At 42.2% G+C, this 18,152-nt stretch carries 21 protein-coding genes; 19 read left to right on the forward strand and 2 right to left on the reverse strand.

The annotated features are described in order from the left end of the window. The first annotated feature begins 3 nt into the window (after positions 1-3). From DW738_RS08905 to DW738_RS08995, 19 genes are all read left to right on the forward strand, one after another. Positions 4-699, forward strand: coding sequence for a hypothetical protein (locus DW738_RS08905; RefSeq protein WP_123160848.1), 696 nt, complete (start codon positions 4-6; stop codon positions 697-699). 118 nt (positions 700-817) lie between these two features. After that, positions 818-1,006 carry a 50S ribosomal protein L28 gene (rpmB, locus tag DW738_RS08910; RefSeq protein ID WP_001140948.1) on the forward strand — a complete coding sequence of 63 codons (189 nt, stop codon included), beginning with the start codon at positions 818-820 and terminating at the stop codon, positions 1,004-1,006. 154 nt (positions 1,007-1,160) lie between these two features. Beyond that, positions 1,161-1,526 (forward strand): Asp23/Gls24 family envelope stress response protein, encoded by a 366-nt coding sequence (locus DW738_RS08915; RefSeq protein WP_006594986.1) that lies wholly within the window; start codon positions 1,161-1,163, stop codon positions 1,524-1,526. A gap of 2 nt (positions 1,527-1,528) precedes the next feature. Next, the gene (locus DW738_RS08920) at positions 1,529-3,193 is read left to right on the forward strand and encodes a DAK2 domain-containing protein (RefSeq protein ID WP_023022189.1); all 1,665 of its coding nucleotides are present in this window, start codon (positions 1,529-1,531) and stop codon (positions 3,191-3,193) included. A 161-nt stretch (positions 3,194-3,354) separates the two neighbouring features. Further along, positions 3,355-3,924, forward strand: coding sequence for an SP0191 family lipoprotein (locus DW738_RS08925; RefSeq protein ID WP_023022190.1), 570 nt, complete (start codon positions 3,355-3,357; stop codon positions 3,922-3,924). Positions 3,925-4,048: 124 nt separating this feature from the next. Next, positions 4,049-4,237 (forward strand): hypothetical protein, encoded by a 189-nt coding sequence (locus DW738_RS08930; RefSeq protein WP_023022191.1) that lies wholly within the window; start codon positions 4,049-4,051, stop codon positions 4,235-4,237. Next, positions 4,237-4,434, forward strand: coding sequence for a hypothetical protein (locus tag DW738_RS08935; RefSeq protein WP_023022192.1), 198 nt, complete (start codon positions 4,237-4,239; stop codon positions 4,432-4,434). The genes DW738_RS08930 and DW738_RS08935 overlap by 1 nt, the downstream gene beginning before the upstream one ends. After that, positions 4,421-5,302, forward strand: a complete 882-nt coding sequence (locus tag DW738_RS08940) for an ABC transporter ATP-binding protein (protein ID WP_123160849.1) — start codon at positions 4,421-4,423, stop codon at positions 5,300-5,302. The genes DW738_RS08935 and DW738_RS08940 overlap by 14 nt, the downstream gene beginning before the upstream one ends. Positions 5,303-5,306: 4 nt before the next feature. Next, positions 5,307-6,047, forward strand: coding sequence for an ABC transporter permease (locus DW738_RS08945; RefSeq protein WP_023022194.1), 741 nt, complete (start codon positions 5,307-5,309; stop codon positions 6,045-6,047). Next, a complete protein-coding gene (locus tag DW738_RS08950) occupies positions 6,044-7,141 on the forward strand; it encodes a sensor histidine kinase (RefSeq protein WP_023022195.1) in 1,098 nt (365 codons plus the stop codon). Before DW738_RS08945 ends, DW738_RS08950 begins: the two co-directional genes overlap by 4 nt. Before the next feature lies 1 nt (position 7,142). After that, positions 7,143-7,742, forward strand: a complete 600-nt coding sequence (locus tag DW738_RS08955; protein WP_023022196.1) for a response regulator transcription factor — start codon at positions 7,143-7,145, stop codon at positions 7,740-7,742. A gap of 175 nt (positions 7,743-7,917) precedes the next feature. After that, the gene (locus DW738_RS08960) at positions 7,918-8,451 is read left to right on the forward strand and encodes a DNA-3-methyladenine glycosylase I (protein WP_123160850.1); all 534 of its coding nucleotides are present in this window, start codon (positions 7,918-7,920) and stop codon (positions 8,449-8,451) included. 3 nt (positions 8,452-8,454) lie between these two features. Further along, complete coding sequence (locus DW738_RS08965) at positions 8,455-9,135, forward strand: type II CAAX endopeptidase family protein (protein WP_023022198.1); 681 nt, start codon at positions 8,455-8,457, stop codon at positions 9,133-9,135. Positions 9,136-9,420: 285 nt separating this feature from the next. Then, the gene (locus DW738_RS08970; protein ID WP_023022199.1) at positions 9,421-11,121 is read left to right on the forward strand and encodes an acetolactate synthase large subunit; all 1,701 of its coding nucleotides are present in this window, start codon (positions 9,421-9,423) and stop codon (positions 11,119-11,121) included. Next, the gene (gene ilvN / locus DW738_RS08975) at positions 11,114-11,590 is read left to right on the forward strand and encodes an acetolactate synthase small subunit (RefSeq protein WP_006594976.1); all 477 of its coding nucleotides are present in this window, start codon (positions 11,114-11,116) and stop codon (positions 11,588-11,590) included. Before DW738_RS08970 ends, ilvN begins: the two co-directional genes overlap by 8 nt. A gap of 215 nt (positions 11,591-11,805) precedes the next feature. Then, positions 11,806-12,828, forward strand: coding sequence for a ketol-acid reductoisomerase (ilvC, locus tag DW738_RS08980; protein WP_023022200.1), 1,023 nt, complete (start codon positions 11,806-11,808; stop codon positions 12,826-12,828). 214 nt (positions 12,829-13,042) lie between these two features. Then, complete coding sequence (ilvA, locus tag DW738_RS08985; RefSeq protein WP_023022201.1) at positions 13,043-14,293, forward strand: threonine ammonia-lyase IlvA; 1,251 nt, start codon at positions 13,043-13,045, stop codon at positions 14,291-14,293. 61 nt (positions 14,294-14,354) lie between these two features. Continuing rightward, positions 14,355-15,242: an SPFH domain-containing protein gene (locus tag DW738_RS08990; protein ID WP_023022202.1), complete on the forward strand. Its 888-nt coding sequence runs from the start codon at positions 14,355-14,357 to the stop codon at positions 15,240-15,242. A gap of 109 nt (positions 15,243-15,351) precedes the next feature. Next, on the forward strand, positions 15,352-15,567 hold the full coding sequence (locus tag DW738_RS08995) for a hypothetical protein (RefSeq protein ID WP_006594972.1): 216 nt from the start codon (positions 15,352-15,354) through the stop codon (positions 15,565-15,567). A gap of 195 nt (positions 15,568-15,762) precedes the next feature. Here the strand turns inward: DW738_RS08995 and DW738_RS09000 are convergent, their stop codons facing one another. Continuing rightward, on the reverse strand, positions 15,763-16,503 hold the full coding sequence (locus DW738_RS09000) for an amino acid ABC transporter ATP-binding protein (protein ID WP_009732258.1): 741 nt from the start codon (positions 16,501-16,503) through the stop codon (positions 15,763-15,765). Next, positions 16,503-18,065, reverse strand: coding sequence for an ABC transporter substrate-binding protein/permease (locus tag DW738_RS09005; protein WP_123160851.1), 1,563 nt, complete (start codon positions 18,063-18,065; stop codon positions 16,503-16,505). The genes DW738_RS09000 and DW738_RS09005 overlap by 1 nt, the downstream gene beginning before the upstream one ends. Between the last annotated feature and the right edge of the window lie 87 nt (positions 18,066-18,152).

Below are 18,152 nucleotides of genomic sequence, written 5' to 3' on the forward strand. Positions count from 1 at the left end.
AAGATGAAAAATAAATTAATTGGGATTTTCTTAATCCTCCTAGCAGCTCTAGTTCTCTTACAAGGCTATTTTGTAAAATGGGAAATCAGTATTTGGACGCTGGCATGGGTTGTTTTGCTAGCGGTCCTTTCCCTCTCAAGTTTTTTGAAGCGGCACTTTGGCTGGGGCTTCCTATATGGGATCTTGGCCCTGTTCTCTCTTAATGGCCAATATCATTTTCTTCCGGTAACCAACTCGGTGGTCATCTTTTCTTCTATTTTAGCGGTGATTGGTCTGAATATTCTCTTTAAGCCCTCTAAAAAAGCAAAAGCGACTTGGAACTCCTATTCAGCAGGATCATCTTCCCAAACTGCTGGCAATGACATCGATGTCTCCTTCTCTACAGTGACCAAGTATTTGAATGACCAGAATTTTACTGGCGGAAGTGCGGATGTAAGCTTAGGAGAAGCTTCTATCTATTTTGACAATTGCCGGATCGAAGGGCCGTCAGCTCAGTTTGCGGTGGATGTTTCCCTTGGAAGTTTGAGTCTCTATGTTCCAAGCGACTGGCGGGTTCATGTCAATGTAGAAAGTTCTCTGTCAGCTATCCAACACCAGGAAAATCCTAGCAATTTAACCAGCAAGGACTTTTACATCGTCGGAGAGGTCTCACTGGGGAACCTAGAAATCATCTATGTAGGTGAGAATTCCTTTTCATAAGCCGATCTAAGAAAAACTTATTCAAAGGTCTTGCCAAGAGAAATTTTTTTTGGTAATATAGTACGGTATGTGGTGCTAGCACATCCGTAATATTAGATCTAATAGGAGGCAAAACAGAATGGCTAAAGTATGTTATTTCACTGGTCGTAAGACTGTATCAGGAAACAACCGTTCACACGCGATGAACCAAACCAAACGTGCCGTAAAACCAAACCTTCAAAAAGTAACTGTCCTTATCGATGGTAAACCTAAAAAAGTTTGGGCTTCAGCTCGTGCATTGAAATCTGGTAAAGTAGAACGCGTTTAATCAGAAATAAGGATCTCTTGGAGGTCCTTTTCTTTTTTCTTCATTTTTCTCTTTTTGGACATTTGTATCAACCGATAGGAGAAAGATGTATCCCTTTTACACGCGCCCTCTTTTATGGTAAAATAGAATATAAAATACTTTTGAGGTAGAAATTATGACAGTAAAAATCAATACAAAAGATGGTCAAATTGAATTGACCGATGATGTCATCGCAACTGTTGTAGGCGGTGCAGCCACTGAAATTTTTGGAGTGGTTGGAATGGCTAGCAAAAACGCGATTAAAGATAATTTCCAAGCTCTCTTAGGTAAGGAAAACTACTCTAAGGGTGTCGTTGTGAAAACAGCGGAAGCAGGAAGTATTGCGGTTGATGTTTACACTGTTTTGAGCTATGGTACAAAGATTAGCGAAGTCTCAAAAAATATTCAAGAGCGTGTCAAATTCAGTTTAGAAAATCAACTTGGAATCACAACGGATACAGTCAACGTCTATATCCAAAACATTAAAATTGTGGGAGAATAATCGTGTCTAAAATTACAACTAGTTTATTTCAAGAAATGGTCCAAGCAGGGGCTACTCGCTTAAATAAACAAGCCGAGTATGTCAATTCATTGAACGTTTTTCCTGTACCGGACGGTGATACTGGAACCAATATGGGAATGACCATTGAAAATGGTGCAAAAGAAGTAGCTGATCGCTCTGCTTCAACTGTTGGAGAAGCAGCAAATATCTTTGCTAAGGGGCTTTTGATGGGAGCGCGTGGAAACTCCGGAGTCATCACTTCTCAGTTGTTCCGCGGATTTTCTCAAAGTGTCAAAGACAAGGATGAATTGGATGGAGCAGCTCTTGCAGCAGCCTTCCAAGCAGGGGTTGAAGTTGCTTATAAAGCAGTTATGAAGCCTGTAGAAGGAACTATCTTGACCGTTTCTCGTGGTGCTGCCATCGGTGCTAAGAAAAAAGCAGAATCTACTAATGATGCGGTTGAAGTCATGCGTGCGGCTCTTGAAGGAGCTAAGACAGCTCTTGCCAAAACACCAGATATGCTTCCTGTCTTGAAGGAAGTCGGTGTGGTGGACTCTGGTGGTCAAGGTTTAGTCTTCATCTATGAAGGGTTCCTATCAGCTTTGACAGGAGAATTCATCGCTTCTGAAGAATTTGTGGCGACTCCAGCAACCATGTCAGAAATGATCAACGCAGAGCACCACAAATCAGTAGCAGGTCATGTGGCAACCGAAGATATCCAATTTGGTTACTGTACAGAGATCATGGTAGCGTTGAAACAAGGTCCAACCTATGTGAAAGACTTTGACTACGACGAATTCCGTAACTATTTGAACAACCTTGGGGATTCTCTATTAGTCGTCAACGATGATGAAATTGTCAAAGTCCATGTCCATACTGAAGATCCAGGTCTTGTCATGCAAGAAGGATTGAAATATGGTAGCTTGGTCAAAGTAAAAGTGGACAACATGCGCAACCAGCATGAAGCACAAGTTGAAAAAGAAGAGCGTCAAGCTAAACCAGCTGAAGCAAAAGAATATGCCATCATCGCAGTCGTTGCGGGTGATGGATTAGCGGATATCTTCAAAGCGCAAGGAGTGGATTACATCATCTCTGGTGGCCAAACAATGAACCCTTCAACAGAAGATTTTGTCAAAGCTGTTGAAGAGTTGAATGCGCGCAACATCATTATCTTGCCAAACAATAAGAACATCTTGATGGCTGCTCAATCAGCAGCAGAAGTCATTGAACAATCTGCAGCCGTTGTAGAGACCAAGACCATCCCTCAAGGATTGACCAGTCTTCTTGCCTTCGATGAAAGCAAGTCTATCGAAGAAAACTACGAGCGCATGAGCGCTTCATTGGAAGATGTTGTTTCAGGTAGTGTGACGACAGCTGTTCGTGATACCACTATTGATGGTCTTGAAATCCATGAAAACGACAATCTTGGAATGGTCGATGGTAAAATCGTTGTTTCCAATCCAGATATGATGGAAACCTTGACTGCTACCTTTGATAAGATGTTGGACGAAGATAGTGAAATTGTTACGATCTATATCGGTGAAGATGGTCAAGAAGATCTAGCCAATGAGTTGGCTCAAAACTTGATGGCTAAATATGAAGATGTTGAAGTCGAAATTCATCAAGGAGATCAACCGGTTTACCCATATTTGTTTAGCGTCGAATAATCAAAAAATTTCAAAAATAGAAGGAAAAAGAGCCAAAAAAATGATTTTTTGGCCCTTTTTTTGATGAAAAAAGCTTTATGAAAGCGATTAGATAGCTGTTTTTAGACAATTTTTATTTGATATGTTATACTTTAGAAAAATAGAAATAGGAGAAAAAGCAAATGAAAAAGGTAATCTGCTTTTTAGGAGCTTTGCTTTTTGTGATGACAGGTTGTGCCACTAAGTCTCAGTCCACAGAAACATCAAAAAGCTCAACCACTACTTCGATAGAAAAAAGTGAAACTGTTACAAGTGAGGCAAAGGAAGAAACCAAGGTTCTCACTGCAGAAATCAATGGCAATCATCATCGCTACACCATCACGACAAAAGGTGATAAGGTTCAGAAATTGAAGTTAGATGTTTTATCTGCCCTACCTGAAAAAATTGCTAGTAATTCAGCTAATCTAAGTCCTGAAGAGATGACAAAAATTATTAATGAAGGCTTGCAGTCAGATTCAGAATACACAGCACTGAAAGACATGGCTGGTTTCAATATCGAATATAAGGTCACTCCAGAGAAAAAATTAGCCTCAACAGTTTCTGTTGATATGGAAACCATTGATTGGGACAAGGTCAAAGACTTATCTTACTTTAAAGATCTCGGTATTGGTGACCTAAAAGACATCAAGGCCTCTACTGTTTTCACAGGATTAAAACTCCACGGTTTCAAAGAAGAAACGCCAGCACCATAGGTTCGGACTCATGTCCGGCCTTTTTTATTTTCTATGACATTTGTCATGTGAGCCAGTGACAAAATCATCTAGTAGCCTTTCTTTTCTTTGGCTATAATAAAGTCAGAAAGTGAGAGGTATAAAAATGAAACAGTGGTTAATGAAAGTTTTTACGATGACAATTATTGGAATGGTTGTTTATTTAATATTTTCAGGAGATGATAGTCTTTATTACCATTTCCCATGGGAATTGTTTGCGGGAATTGGTATCATGAGCTGGGCTGTTCAAGAAGTGTTGAAAATGGTCAAGGTTGTTGAAAAGGAGATGGAGTAATGAACAAGAAACTAGAAATTGGCTGGATGTTTGCTTTGTGTATGGTCCTCTGGGTAACTGAGCAGATGACGGGTTGGTTCTCTGCCCATTTCCCTAGCTGGTTTTTCCAAACGGTTTGGGGAGTGACCTTGGTCGTCTCTGTCATCATTCCAGCTGGCCAAATCTGGTTGAAAGGAGAGCATCATGAGTGTCATTAGAGTTGAGAGCTTGAAGAAAAGTATTAAAGGGAAAATGATTCTAGAAGATCTTTCTTTCAAGGTTGAACGAGGAGACTGTTTGGCCTTGATTGGGCCAAACGGAGCTGGGAAAACAACCTTGATGAATTGCCTCCTAGGAGATATAAAGGCAACAGCTGGAATCATTGAAGTGGAGGGAAAAGCTCCTGGTCATCCTCAATTAAAGGCTAGTGTCTCTTACCTCCCTCAAGAGAATGCCATCGTGCAAAAGCTAACCGTACAGGAACTGATCAGCTTCTTTCGCTCTATTTATCCTCAACCCTTAACGGTCAATGAAATCGATGATCTATTGTGTTTTACTCCAGAACAAAAGAAGCAATTGGCCAGTAAGCTGTCTGGTGGGCAAAAACGTCTCCTATCCTTTGTACTGACCTTGATTGGTCGTCCCAGTCTTCTGTTTTTGGATGAGCCAACGGCCGCTATGGATACGTCCACTCGTCAACGCTTTTGGGAGATTGTTGAGCATTTAAAAGATCAAGGTGTGACCATTGTCTATTCTTCCCATTACATCGAGGAAGTTGAGCATACGGCCGACCGGATTCTGGTCTTGCATCAGGGGCGTTTGCTTCGGGATACGACTCCTCTTGCTATGAGAAGCGAAGAAGTAGAAAAACATTTCACCCTGCCTTTGCGCTACCAAGCTCTAGTGGCAGGAATGGACGGAATTGGTCAAGTGACGGTCAAATCCGATGCCCTCCAAGTTGTGACAGGCGATGCCAATCGCTTGTGGACGCGATTGCAAGAAGAAGGATGTTCGATCCAAGAGATCGAAGTCACCAATCGAAGTTTATTAGATTCTATTTTTGAAAATACAAAGGAAGTAGGTTGAGAAGATGAAACGCATGAAAGCTCTCGGCGTGGTTGAGTGGCATTTGACCAGACGCCAAGCCATTTATTACTTGTTATCAATTGGGATGCCCACGGCCTTTTATATCTTTTTTTCAGGGATGTACCAGGACACACCAGGGGCACCTGCTCATTTTATGAGGGATTATCTCCTCTCCATGACGGCTTTTTCCATGATGTCTACGGCCCTATTTTCTTTTCCAACAGTTCTTGAAACCGATCGGCTTAATAATTGGCAAAAAGTCTTGCGCCATACCCCCGTATCTATGGTAGAATATTATCTAATAAAGGTTGCGGGTCTCTTTGTAGACTTTCTTCTCTCTATTGGGGTCGTCTTTACAGTGGGTCATGTGGTGCGCCATGTGAACATGCCCTTACAGGATTGGGTCTTAGCAGCCTTCCTTCTCATCCTAGGAAGTCTAGCTTTTGTAGCTATCGGTCTGGTCTTGACCTTGCTTCCTTCCAGTCAATTGATGTCGGTTGCGGGCAATCTCCTCTATATGGGACTGGCTGTCATGGGTGGTCTATGGATGCCGATTAGTGTCTTTCCAGAATGGATGCAAGCTATTGGTAAATGCCTGCCAACCTATCAATTGATGGAGCTGATCAAAACCTTTTTAAACAAGGGGCAGGTCAATGTTGTTGCTAGTCTCTATTTAAGCTTGTTTACCCTGGTCTTGTTTGCTCTTGTCATCGTTTATCGTCGTCATTCTGAGGTTCGTTCATGATTGAAAAACTGAAACGTATTCATTATATGTTTTACGTAAGCTTGGTCTTTATGACCTTCCCTTTTGCTACTATTTTCTTTGGGCAAATTCCCTGGTGGCATTTCTTTTTTGCCCTCTTCTTTATGGTGAGCTATCTAGGGATCCTCATTACGGAAGATAAGAAACTGACCTGGTTTTTTTGGCTCTATCTTTTGTTTTATATTGCAGGGAGTACCTTTTATATTGGAAGTAACTATATATGGTTTTACTACTATATTAGCAATATTTTAGTCTATCATTTTCGAATCTATCATTTTCGTTCCCCTTTTCTTTGGACGGCTGTTTTATCACAATTAATCCTCTTTGGAGCCTTGTTATTTAATCCCTATTTGAGAAAAGACGATTGGCTTTTTATACTGATTATTTGTTTGTTCATCGCGGTGATGACCTACGGCATGGTCCGGATTCGAATGATGGATGAGCTGAAAGTTGATCATGCCAAGCAAAACGCCCAGATAAATCTCTTGCTGGCGGAAAATGAACGTCAGCGGATTGGCCGCGATCTACATGACAGTCTAGGACACACCTTTGCCATGCTTAGTGTCAAGGCAGATCTAGCCGATCAATTCTTAGCATTCGGACAGGTTGAGAAGGCTCGGGAGCAGGTACAAGAGATTCAAGCCATTAGCCAAGAGTCCATGCACCAAGTTCGGGAGATTGTGGAGAACTTGAAGCAACGAACGCTGGCAAGAGAGTTAGAAACTGTCAAGCAAATGCTAGAAGTGGCGCAAGTAAAAGTGGAGATCCAAAACGAGCTCGATACAGCTAGTATCTCGCCGATCCTAGAGTCAGCTCTGGCTATGGTGTCTTTGGAATTAGCCACTAATATGATCAAACATGCTAAAGCGACGCAGGCCCTTCTCTCTTATCGCTCCACCGAAACAGGGGTAGAAATGGTCACAGAAGATAATGGCATCGGCTTCGCAAAAGTCTCCGCCAAGGACCTGCACTCGATTCGCGAACGGATTGCCTTATTGGGAGGAGAGCTAGAGATCAGTCATCGTCACAAGCCAACCCGCATAGAAATACGGATCCCCTATCAAGAAAGGAAATAAGATGCGCTTATTAGTTGCTGAAGACCAAAGTATGTTGCGCGATGCTCTCTGCCAGCTCTTGCTTTTGCAAGAGGACGTGGAAGAAGTCTTGCAGGCTGGAGATGGACAAGAAGCTATTCGCTTACTCGAAAGCCATCCAGTTGATATTGCTATCTTAGATATCGAGATGCCGATCAAAACAGGGTTAGAAGTCTTGGAATGGGCTAAAAGTCAACACCCCCAGCTCAAGGTTGTCATCGTTACCACCTTTAAGCGACCGGGTTACTTTGAGCGGGCCCTCAAGGCTGGAGTTGATGCCTATGTTCTAAAGGAACGCCGCATAACGGATTTGATGGCCACCCTTCATACAGTCTTGGCAGGGCAAAAAGAATATTCTCCTGAATTAATGGAGGGAATCCTCACCCATCCTAATCCTCTGAGCTCTCAGGAGCAAGCGGTCCTAAAAGAAGTTGCCAAAGGAGCTTCTAACCAAGAAATTGCTGATCGTTTATTTCTCTCTAACGGGACTATCCGCAATTATATGTCAGCCATTCTGACCAAGTTGGATGCAGAGAATCGGACTGAGGCAGCAAAGATCGCCCAAGAAAAGGGTTGGTTATAAGAAAGAAAAGAGAGTGGGACAGTAATCGGTAATTTCGTTAGAATTCGATTTCGTCGTCCCACCTCCGTACAGTTGAGTAGGGCTGTAAAAGCTGATGAAATCAGCGTAGTAGAGCCCACTCAACCACTGCGTCTTGCTCGACAATCCAAAGACAATTGAGAGTAGCTGGGTCAAAATGAACAACCCGCTATATGTATCCTACCATGATGAGGAGTGGGTACAACCCCTCCACGATGACCAAGCGCTCTTTGAGTTGCTTTGCTTAGAGACCTATCAAGCTGGCCTTTCTTGGGAGACGGTGCTCAATAAACGCCAGGATTTCCGAGAGTCTTTTCATGGCTACCACCTTCAAGGTGTTGCAGACATGACGGATGTGGAACTGGAAGCTTTATTAGACAATCCAGGCATCATTCGAAATCGAGCGAAGATCTTTGCGAAACGGGGCAACGCCCAGGCCTTTTTACAAGTCCAGGCAGAATTTGTATCATTTGATGCCTATATCTGGTCTTTTGTAGATGGGAAAACCATTGTCAATGATGTTCCAGATTACTGTCAAGCACCAGCTAGGACGCCTTTATCTGAGAAATTATCCAAGGATCTTAAAAAGCGGGGTTTCAAGTTCACCGGACCAGTCGCAGTTTTATCCTTTCTACAGGCTGCAGGTTTGGTTGGTGACCATGAGAATGATTATGAATGGAAAGGAAATTAAAAGATGTCTAATAAAAATAAGGGAATCCTTGGTTTTGGTATTCTCTATACAGTTTTATTTGAGTTTGATGGCGATAAATTGCTGGCTTCTTTGATGCCATCTGCCATTGAGAATTATCTACAATATCTACTCTATGTAGTATTAGCTCTATATGGCTCTTTCTTGTTCAAGGATGGATTGATTCAACAATGGAAGGAGATTAGAAAGACGAAAAGAAAATTCTTCTTTGGCGTTTTAAAAGGCGGGCTCTTTTTCATTCTGATGACTGTTATCTTTGAATTTGTATCAGAGATGTTGAGGCAGTTTTTTGGGCTAGTCGGACAAGGTCTAAATCAGTCGAATATTCAAAGCACCTTTCAAGAGCAACCGCTACTGATAGCTGTTTTTGCTTGTGTCATTGGACCTTTGGTAGAAGAATTGTTTTTCCGTCACACTCTATTGAAATATTTGAGAAAAAGTCTGCCAACTTGGCTGAGTATCTTTATAGTCGGATTTGCTTTTGCCTTAACTCATATGCACAGCTTGGATTTATCCGAGTGGATCAATGCAATTTATTACTTGGGTGGAGGCTTAGCCTTTTCTATCATCTATGTGAAAGAAAAAGAAAATATCTACTATCCCCTACTTGTTCACATGTTAAGCAACAGCTTTTCCATCATCGTTTCAGCTATCGGTAGTATGTGATGAAAATGCTAGTAACGATACTGGAAAAGAGGCTGGGACAAAAGTCTCTTATCTCCAAAAAAAGCAACGGTTCCGCAATTGGGAATCTCTAGCTTTTTTGTGACTGAGAACTTTTTGTCCCAGCCTCTTTTTTGATTAGATTTGTCAATTTTTTAGGAGAGCTCTCATTATTCGGATTTGGATAGAAAATTCAGAAAATTTGTGATTTTTACTTGAAAAGTTATTTGAAAAAAGGTATGATAGTAGCATGCTCATTTGATAATCAAAGAAACAGAAAGGAGAGACATGGAGAAAATTACCTTAGAAACTGCAAAGACAGGTTCAGAGCTTGTGCTAGAAACGCTTCGAGACCTTGGGATCGATACCATTTTTGGTTACCCGGGTGGAGCTGTTTTGCCCCTCTATGATGCTATTTATAGTTTTAAAGGGATCAAACATATTCTTGGTCGACATGAACAAGGATGCTTGCACGAAGCTGAAGGCTATGCCAAATCAACTGGGAAGCTAGGTGTGGCCGTCGTCACAAGTGGACCTGGGGCAACCAATGCCATTACAGGGATTGCAGATGCCATGAGTGATAGTGTTCCACTTCTTGTGTTTACTGGACAGGTCAATCGTTCTGGGATCGGGAAAGATGCCTTTCAAGAGGCAGATATTGTTGGGATTACCATGCCGATTACCAAGTACAATTACCAAGTACGTGAGACAGCGGATATTCCACGGGTTATCACGGAAGCCGTTCATATTGCGACAACTGGGCGTCCAGGACCTGTCGTCATTGACCTTCCAAAAGATGTCTCTGCCTTAGAAATAGATTATATTTACAATCCGGCCATCAATATTCCAAGTTACCAGCCGACTATTGAACCAAATGAATTACAGATTAAGAAAATCTTGAAGCAACTTGGCAAGGCTAAACAGCCAGTTCTTTTAGTTGGGGGTGGCGTCAGCTATGCAGAAGCGGCGGACGAATTGGTAGCCTTGGCTGAGCGCTATCAGATTCCTGTGGTAACTAGTCTTCTAGGACAGGGAACGATTGCGACCAGTCATCCTCTCTTCCTTGGGATGGGAGGTATGCACGGTTCCTTTGCGGCCAACATTGCCATGACCGAAGCGGATTTTATGATTAGCATCGGTTGTCGTTTTGATGATCGTCTGACAGGAAATCCAAAAACCTTTGCGAAGAATGCCAAAGTCGCTCACATTGACATTGACCCGGCAGAGATTGGTAAAATCATTGCAGTTGATATTCCAGTCGTTGGCGATGCCAAAAAAGCCCTCCAACAGTTATTAGCAGAGCCAGTGGTTCATAACAATACGGAGAAATGGGTTGAGAAGGTTACCAAAGATAAAAATCGGGTTCGTTCTTATGATAAGAAAGAACGTGTCGTCCAACCCCAAGCGGTTATTGAACGTGTTGGTGAGTTGACTAAGGGGGATGCCATCGTCGTGACAGACGTTGGACAACACCAAATGTGGGCAGCTCAGTACTACCCATATCAAAATGAACGGCAGTTGGTGACTTCTGGTGGACTAGGAACCATGGGATTCGGTGTGCCAGCCGCTATTGGTGCTAAGATTGCCAATCCGGATAAAGAAGTCGTACTCTTTGTCGGAGATGGTGGTTTCCAGATGACCAACCAGGAATTGGCTATCTTGAATGTTTACAAGATTCCAATCAAGGTCATCATGCTCAACAACCATTCACTGGGGATGGTTCGTCAGTGGCAAGAAGCCTTCTATGATGGACGGACATCAGAGTCTGTCTTTGAAACCTTGCCTGACTTCCAATTAATGGCCCAAGCCTACGGGATTAAAAACTACAAATTTGATAATCCTGAAACCCTTGAGAAAGATTTAGAAGTCATTACCGAAGATGTACCGATGTTTATCGAGATTGACATTTCTCGTAAAGAGCATGTATTACCGATGGTACCAGCTGGTAAGAGCAATCATGAGATGTTGGGGGTGAAGTTTAATGCGTAGAATGTTAACAGCCAAACTTCAAAACCGGTCTGGGGTCCTCAATCGTTTTACCGGTGTCTTGTCGAGACGCCAAGTCAATATTGAGAGTATCTCAGTAGGGGCAACAGAAAATCCTAATGTATCACGGATTACTATTATCATTGATGTCGCATCTCATGATGAAGTGGAACAAATCATCAAGCAACTCAATCGCCAGGTCGATGTGATTCGCGTTCGAGATATCACAGATAAACCTCACCTAGAACGTGAAGTGATTCTGATCAAGGTCTCAGCGCCTGCAGAGAAACGGGCAGAATTGCTGGCTATTATCCAGCCTTTCCGCGCGACTGTGGTAGACGTAGCTCCGAGCTCCATCACCGTGCAGATGACAGGGAATGCAGAGAAGAACGAAGCTCTTCTGCGTGTCATTCGTCCTTATGGGATTAAGAATGTCGCACGGACTGGTGCAACTGGATTTACCCGCGACTAATACTCTTCGAAAATCTCTTCAAATCACGTCAGCTTCGCCTTGCCGTAGGTATATGTTACTGACTTCGTCAGTCTTATTTACAACCTCGAAGCAGTGATTCGAGCAACCTACAGCTAGCTTTCTAATTTGCTTTTTGATTTTCATTGAGTAAAAAATAACCTAAATTTGTTAAAATAGCCTAACAGGCAATAAATATAGAAAAGAGAGAAAAAACAATGGCAGTAAAAATGGAATATGAAAAAGATGTTAAAGTAGCAGCACTTGACGGTAAGAAAATTGCTGTGATCGGTTATGGATCACAAGGGCATGCCCATGCTCAAAACTTACGTGATTCAGGTCACGATGTGATCATCGGGGTTCGTCCTGGTAAATCTTTTGAGAAAGCAAAAGAAGATGGTTTTGATACTTACACAGTAGCAGAAGCAACTAAATTGGCGGATGTCATCATGATCTTGGCACCAGACGAAATCCAACAAGAATTGTACGAAACAGAAATTGCGCCAAACTTGGAAGCTGGTAACGCTGTTGGTTTTGCTCATGGTTTCAACATTCACTTCGAATTCATCAAAGTTCCTGCAGATGTTGACGTCTTCATGTGTGCGCCTAAAGGGCCAGGACACTTGGTACGTCGTACCTATGAAGAAGGATTTGGTGTGCCAGCGCTTTACGCTGTCTACCAAGATGCTACAGGAAATGCTAAAGATATCGCCATGGACTGGTGTAAAGGTGTTGGTTCAGCACGCGTTGGTCTTTTGGAAACAACTTATAAAGAAGAAACTGAAGAAGATTTGTTTGGTGAACAAGCCGTTCTTTGTGGTGGTTTGACTGCTCTTATCGAAGCAGGTTTCGAAGTCTTGACGGAAGCTGGATACGCTCCAGAATTGGCTTACTTCGAAGTTCTTCACGAAATGAAATTGATCGTTGACTTGATCTACGAAGGTGGATTCAAGAAAATGCGTCAATCAATTTCAAATACTGCTGAATACGGTGACTATGTATCAGGCCCACGTGTCATCACTGAGCAAGTAAAAGAAAATATGAAGGCTGTCCTTGCTGATATCCAAAGCGGTAAATTTGCCAATGACTTTGTAAACGACTACAAAGCAGGTCGTCCGAAAATGACAGCTTACCGTGAACAAGCTGCTAACCTTGAAATCGAAAAAGTTGGTGCAGAATTGCGTAAAGCAATGCCATTCGTCGGAAAAAACGATGACGATGCATTTAAGATTTACAACTAAGCCATCGAGATTGAAGTTGGGAGAAATCCCAACTTCTTTTTCATCAATGGTAGATATGGTTTGGAAGGTATTTTCAACCACTTAGCAGAATCTGTATGAAGAGACGTGCCATTGCGAGCATTTTGGGTGATTTTTCTGAAAATTTGGAAAACACGATGAAATTTTTGCAGTCTTTTGATATAATTAGATGAAATAAGGAGAAGAAGAGGAAGACATGATAACATCGAAAGATATTATTAAAGCCCACAAGGTTTTAAAAGGTGTGGTTGTTGAGACTCCCTTAGATTATGATCATTACTTATCTGAAAAGTATGGAGCGAAAATCTATTTAAAAAAGGAAAATGCCCAGCGGGTACGTTCCTTTAAAATTCGTGGTGCCTACTATGCAATTTCTCAGCTGACTGCTAAAGAAAGAGAGCGAGGAGTTGTCTGTGCCTCCGCGGGCAACCACGCTCAAGGAGTTGCTTACACCTGCCGGGAGATGAAAATCCCAGCAACCATCTTTATGCCCATTACGACACCTCAGCAGAAGATTAGCCAGGTTCGTTTCTTCGGTGGAGAGTATGTGACCATTAAATTAGTAGGAGATACCTTTGATGCTTCTTCTAAGGCAGCGCAGGAATACACCGAGGTTAAGAACTGTACCTTCATTGATCCATTTGATGATGCCAACGTCCAAGCGGGTCAAGGGACTGTAGCCTACGAAATCCTAGAGGAAGCTAAAAAAGAGTCGATTGACTTTGATGCTGTGTTAGTACCAGTTGGTGGGGGAGGTCTCATCGCCGGAGTATCCACCTATATCAAGGAACAAGCGCCGGAAATCGAGGTGATTGGGATCGAAGCAGATGGCGCTCGGTCGATGAAGGCAGCCTTTGAAGCCGGAGGTCCAGTAAAACTCAAACAGATTGATAAGTTTGCGGATGGGATTGCTGTTCAAAAGGTTGGTCAGCTGACTTATGAAGCAACGAAAAAAAATGTTGAGACCCTAATTGGAGTAAACGAGGGCTTGATTTCCGAAACCTTGATTGATCTTTATTCTAAACAAGGCTTGGTTGCAGAACCAGCTGGAGCTGCCAGTGTTGCGGCTTTAGAAGTATTGAGAGAGTATATCAAAGGGAAGACCATTTGTTGTGTGATTTCTGGTGGGAACAATGACATTAACCGGATGCCAGAGATGGAAGAGCGGGCTTTGATCTATGATGGTATCAAACACTATTTCATTGTTAATTTCCCGCAACGTCCAGGAGCCTTGAGAGAGTTTGTAAATGATATCTTAGGTCCAAATGACGATATCACGCGGTTTGAGTACATCAAACGGGCAAGCAAGGGGACGGGCCCAGTCTTGATTGGTGTCGCTTTGGCAGATAAGCATGACTATGCAGGACTGATCAATCGGATTGAACAATTCGACCCTTCTTTCATTAACTTAAATGGAAATGAAACCCTCTACAACATGTTGGTATGATGGATTCTTTAACAAAGAATCACTTCTAAAAAGTAAATAAAATATAAAGGAGAATCAGGAAATGATTTGGATTTTTCTATTGGCTATTCTAGTAGTTGGAGCTACTGTATTCATTAGCTCGCTCTATGTGGTGAAACAACAATCTGTTGCGATTATTGAGCGTTTTGGACGCTATCAAAAGATCAGCAACAGTGGGATTCATGTCCGTGCACCATTTGGAATCGATAAAATTGCGGCGCGTGTGCAATTGCGTCTCTTGCAAAGCGAGATTGTGGTCGAAACAAAGACACAAGATAACGTATTTGTTACCATGAATGTAGCGACACAATACCGCGTAAATGAAAACAATGTAACGGATGCTTACTACAAATTGATGCGCCCAGAAGCTCAGATCAAGTCTTACATTGAAGATGCCTTGCGCTCATCTGTTCCCAAGTTGACCTTGGATGAATTGTTCGAGAAAAAAGATGAAATCGCCCTTGAAGTTCAAAAGCAAGTAGCTGAAGAAATGTCGACCTATGGGTACATTATCGTAAAAACCTTGATTACTAAAGTTGAACCAGATGCCGAAGTGAAACAATCCATGAACGAGATTAATGCGGCTCAACGGAAACGTGTGGCAGCCCAAGAACTGGCAGAAGCTGATAAGATCAAGATTGTTACAGCAGCCGAGGCAGAAGCTGAAAAGGATCGTCTTCACGGGGTCGGAATTGCAGAACAACGGAAGGCTATCGTAGATGGTTTGGCTGATTCTATCAAGGAATTGAAAGATACCAATGTGAATTTGACAGAAGAACAGATTATGTCCATTCTTTTGACCAACCAATATTTGGATACTTTGAATAACTTTGCAGAAAAGCAAGGAACCAATACCCTCTTCTTACCAGCAAATCCGGATGGCGTAGAGAATATTCGTACTCAAATACTTTCAGCTTTAAAAGCAAAATAATAAAATATCTGACTTTTTTAAAATTGTTCGTACTTTCAGCTATTATGGTTGACAAAATATGCAAAAAATTTTATATTAGTATTGGAAATAATAATATAGGAGAATGATCATGGCTAAATCGAACTTCGAAAAAGTGGAATCAGTTGTTGGTTGGGTACGTGATAAAAAGATCACTGGGTATCGTATCAGTAAAGAAACGAACGCCCGTGAAATGTCTATCATTGCACTTGCGCAAGGTCGTGCAAAAGTGAAAAACATCTCGTTTGAAACTGCGCTTGGCTTAATCGATTTTTATGATAAGAATCATCAAAAATTTGAAAATTAAAATACTATATAAAAAAGAAGGGAACAAGCTTCCCTTCTTTTTTATATAGTATAAATCAGGATATCGTAGGAAAGTATCACTAGCTGGATCCCTGGCTATTAAAGGATTTTAACAAGTTTATGTGTGTAATTTCACTTTCATTTAATGGTATTCGAAAACTCCCTCATCGGAATCATTCCAGTGAGGGAGTTTGTTTTAATTTAAGAAACGTTGTAAGAATTCTTTGGTCCGTTCTTCTTTTGGATTGGTAAAGATTTCTTTTGGATCACCTTGTTCAGCGATGACCCCTTTGTCCATAAAGATAACACGACTTGAGACGTCTCGGGCAAATTCCATTTCGTGGGTGACCACGATCATGGTTAGGCCTTCTTTGGCTAAGTCTTGCATAATTTTAAGAACTTCTCCGACCATTTCAGGGTCCAGAGCTGAGGTTGGTTCATCAAACAAAATGGCATCAGGATCCATAGAAAGGGCTCGAGCGATAGCCACCCGCTGCTTTTGGCCGCCTGAGAGTTGTTTTGGACGAGCAGCCCAATAAGGTTCTCCCATGCCAACTTTCTCTAAGTTCGCTTTAGCAATTTTCTCTGCTGTTTCACGATCACGCTTGAGAACGGTTGTTTGTGCCACAATGGTATTTTCCAAGACATTTAAGTTTTCAAATAGATTGAAGCTTTGGAAAACCATGCCCAATTTTTCCCGATAGTGGGTGAGATCGTAATCAGGATCAAGAACGTTCTGTCCCCGGTAGAGGATTTCTCCATCAGTCGGAGTTTCTAAGAGATTAATGGAGCGAAGGAAGGTAGATTTCCCGCTACCAGAGCTCCCAATGATGGAGATAACTTCGCCCTTCTCAACAGAAAGAGAGATGTCCTTCAAAACTTCGTTTTGACCGTAGGATTTTTTTAAGTGTTTGATTTCAAGTATTTTTTCTGCCATTATTTCACCTCTTTGACTTGCATTTGATTGGCACCAGTTGTGTAGGTATCAGAGTCTAAGCGACGTTCGATGTATCGAAGGATACGGGTGATGGTGAAAGTCAGGATAAAGTAAATTACCGCAATAATGGTAAAGGTTGGGAAGTATTGGTAGTTTTGAGTTGCGACCGTATTTCCTGTAAAGTAGAGTTCAACCACAGAGATAACATTCAAGACAGATGTATCCTTGATGTTGATGACAAATTCATTCCCTGTCGCTGGCAAGATATTCCGAACGACCTGTGGGAGAACGACCTTGCGCATGGTTTGTCCATGGGTCATCCCCAGAGCGGTAGCCGCTTCAAACTGGCCAGTATCCACTGCTAAGATTCCTCCACGAACAATCTCACTCATATAAGCTCCTGTGTTGATCGAAACAATAAAGATAGCAGCCCAGGTACGATCCAAGGAAATGTTAAAGGCTTGGGCTGAACCGTAGAAAATAACCATGGATTGAACGATCATCGGAGTACCACGGAAGATTTCAATGTAGACATTGAGGAACCAACCGAAGAATTTTTGCAAGGTAGCTAGAGCCTTGTTTTTAGACGTAGGAGCAGTTCGGAAAACACCGATTAACAAACCGATAATCAAACCAGCAATGGTCCCTGTCATAGAGATTAAGAGGGTCATTCCAGTTCCTCGTAAGAACTGTGGTCCATTATCTTTCAAAATTTTCATCATTTGGCTGAAGAAAGTCTGCTCATCATCACTAGCATCGTTGGAAGCGGGTTGCTTCTCAATCATATCATCCATGAGTTTGACTTGGTCTTCAGCCGAAATTTTAGCTAGTGTAGCATTGACTTGGTCGATTCGACTGTCGCCTTTTTTCATCCCGATAGCAATGGTCGCATCTTCCTCCCCGACTTCAAAACCTTTTTTGAATTGGATCATCTTAAATTTTGAATTAGCAGATTCAGCTGTCAAGGCTTCAGGCCGCTCAGAAACATAGGCATCGATAACGCCAGATTCTAAAGCTTGACGCATCTGGGCGAAATCCCCCATAGCGGTTTCTTGTTTGGCGCCCTTGAGTTGGGAGATGAGAGAATAGAGGTAGACCCCTTGTTGAGAGGTGACCTTTGCATCCTTGAAGTCATCTAGACTAGTGGCATTCGCATAGTTTCCGTCTTTACGCACCAGCATGACCGGCTCACTGGTATAGTAGCTATTAGAGAAAGCGACCTCTTTCTTGCGCTCGGCAGTCGGACTCATTCCAGCGATGATCATATCAATTTTACCAGAAGTGAGGGCGGGGATTAGTCCGTTCCAAGATGTTTTAACGATCAGAGGTTTTTTACCTAGTCCCTCAGCAACCTTTTTTGCGATTTGGACATCGTATCCGTTGGCATATTGGTTGGTGCCATCAATCTTCACGGCTCCATTTGCATCATCCTCTTGGGTCCAGTTGAAAGGAGCGTAGGCGGCTTCCATCCCGATCCGGAGATATTCGTCTGCTTTTACAATATGGCTCATTCCCAGGCATAAAAGTAGTCCGGTAAAGAGAGCATAAATTGTTTTTTTCATGTAGTCTCCTCTTCCTATATAAATAGTATCATCTTATTGTACAGGAAATTGGCCTACTTTTCAAACCTGATAGCCTTTTCATGAAAA

Source organism: Streptococcus sp. AM28-20 (assembly GCF_003603595.1).
GTDB lineage: Bacteria > Bacillota > Bacilli > Lactobacillales > Streptococcaceae > Streptococcus > Streptococcus ilei.

Bases quoted from the DNA above. Each gene is read 5' to 3' on its own strand.
- DW738_RS08940 (WP_123160849.1), top strand. From the start codon at position 4,421: ATGAGTGTCATTAGAGTTGAGAGCTTGAAGAAAAGTATTAAAGGGAAA.
- DW738_RS08915 (WP_006594986.1), top strand. From the start codon at position 1,161: ATGACAGTAAAAATCAATACAAAAGATGGTCAAATTGAATTGACCGAT.
- DW738_RS08995 (WP_006594972.1), top strand. From the start codon at position 15,352: ATGGCTAAATCGAACTTCGAAAAAGTGGAATCAGTTGTTGGTTGGGTA.
- ilvN (WP_006594976.1), top strand. From the start codon at position 11,114: ATGCGTAGAATGTTAACAGCCAAACTTCAAAACCGGTCTGGGGTCCTC.
- DW738_RS08950 (WP_023022195.1), top strand. From the start codon at position 6,044: ATGATTGAAAAACTGAAACGTATTCATTATATGTTTTACGTAAGCTTG.
- DW738_RS08965 (WP_023022198.1), top strand. From the start codon at position 8,455: ATGTCTAATAAAAATAAGGGAATCCTTGGTTTTGGTATTCTCTATACA.
- DW738_RS08960 (WP_123160850.1), top strand. From the start codon at position 7,918: ATGAACAACCCGCTATATGTATCCTACCATGATGAGGAGTGGGTACAA.
- rpmB (WP_001140948.1), top strand. From the start codon at position 818: ATGGCTAAAGTATGTTATTTCACTGGTCGTAAGACTGTATCAGGAAAC.
- DW738_RS08990 (WP_023022202.1), top strand. From the start codon at position 14,355: ATGATTTGGATTTTTCTATTGGCTATTCTAGTAGTTGGAGCTACTGTA.
- DW738_RS08935 (WP_023022192.1), top strand. From the start codon at position 4,237: ATGAACAAGAAACTAGAAATTGGCTGGATGTTTGCTTTGTGTATGGTC.
- DW738_RS08945 (WP_023022194.1), top strand. From the start codon at position 5,307: ATGAAACGCATGAAAGCTCTCGGCGTGGTTGAGTGGCATTTGACCAGA.
- DW738_RS08930 (WP_023022191.1), top strand. From the start codon at position 4,049: ATGAAACAGTGGTTAATGAAAGTTTTTACGATGACAATTATTGGAATG.
- ilvA (WP_023022201.1), top strand. From the start codon at position 13,043: ATGATAACATCGAAAGATATTATTAAAGCCCACAAGGTTTTAAAAGGT.
- ilvC (WP_023022200.1), top strand. From the start codon at position 11,806: ATGGCAGTAAAAATGGAATATGAAAAAGATGTTAAAGTAGCAGCACTT.
- DW738_RS09005 (WP_123160851.1), bottom strand. From the start codon at position 18,065: ATGAAAAAAACAATTTATGCTCTCTTTACCGGACTACTTTTATGCCTG.
- DW738_RS08925 (WP_023022190.1), top strand. From the start codon at position 3,355: ATGAAAAAGGTAATCTGCTTTTTAGGAGCTTTGCTTTTTGTGATGACA.
- DW738_RS08955 (WP_023022196.1), top strand. From the start codon at position 7,143: ATGCGCTTATTAGTTGCTGAAGACCAAAGTATGTTGCGCGATGCTCTC.
- DW738_RS09000 (WP_009732258.1), bottom strand. From the start codon at position 16,503: ATGGCAGAAAAAATACTTGAAATCAAACACTTAAAAAAATCCTACGGT.
- DW738_RS08905 (WP_123160848.1), top strand. From the start codon at position 4: ATGAAAAATAAATTAATTGGGATTTTCTTAATCCTCCTAGCAGCTCTA.
- DW738_RS08970 (WP_023022199.1), top strand. From the start codon at position 9,421: ATGGAGAAAATTACCTTAGAAACTGCAAAGACAGGTTCAGAGCTTGTG.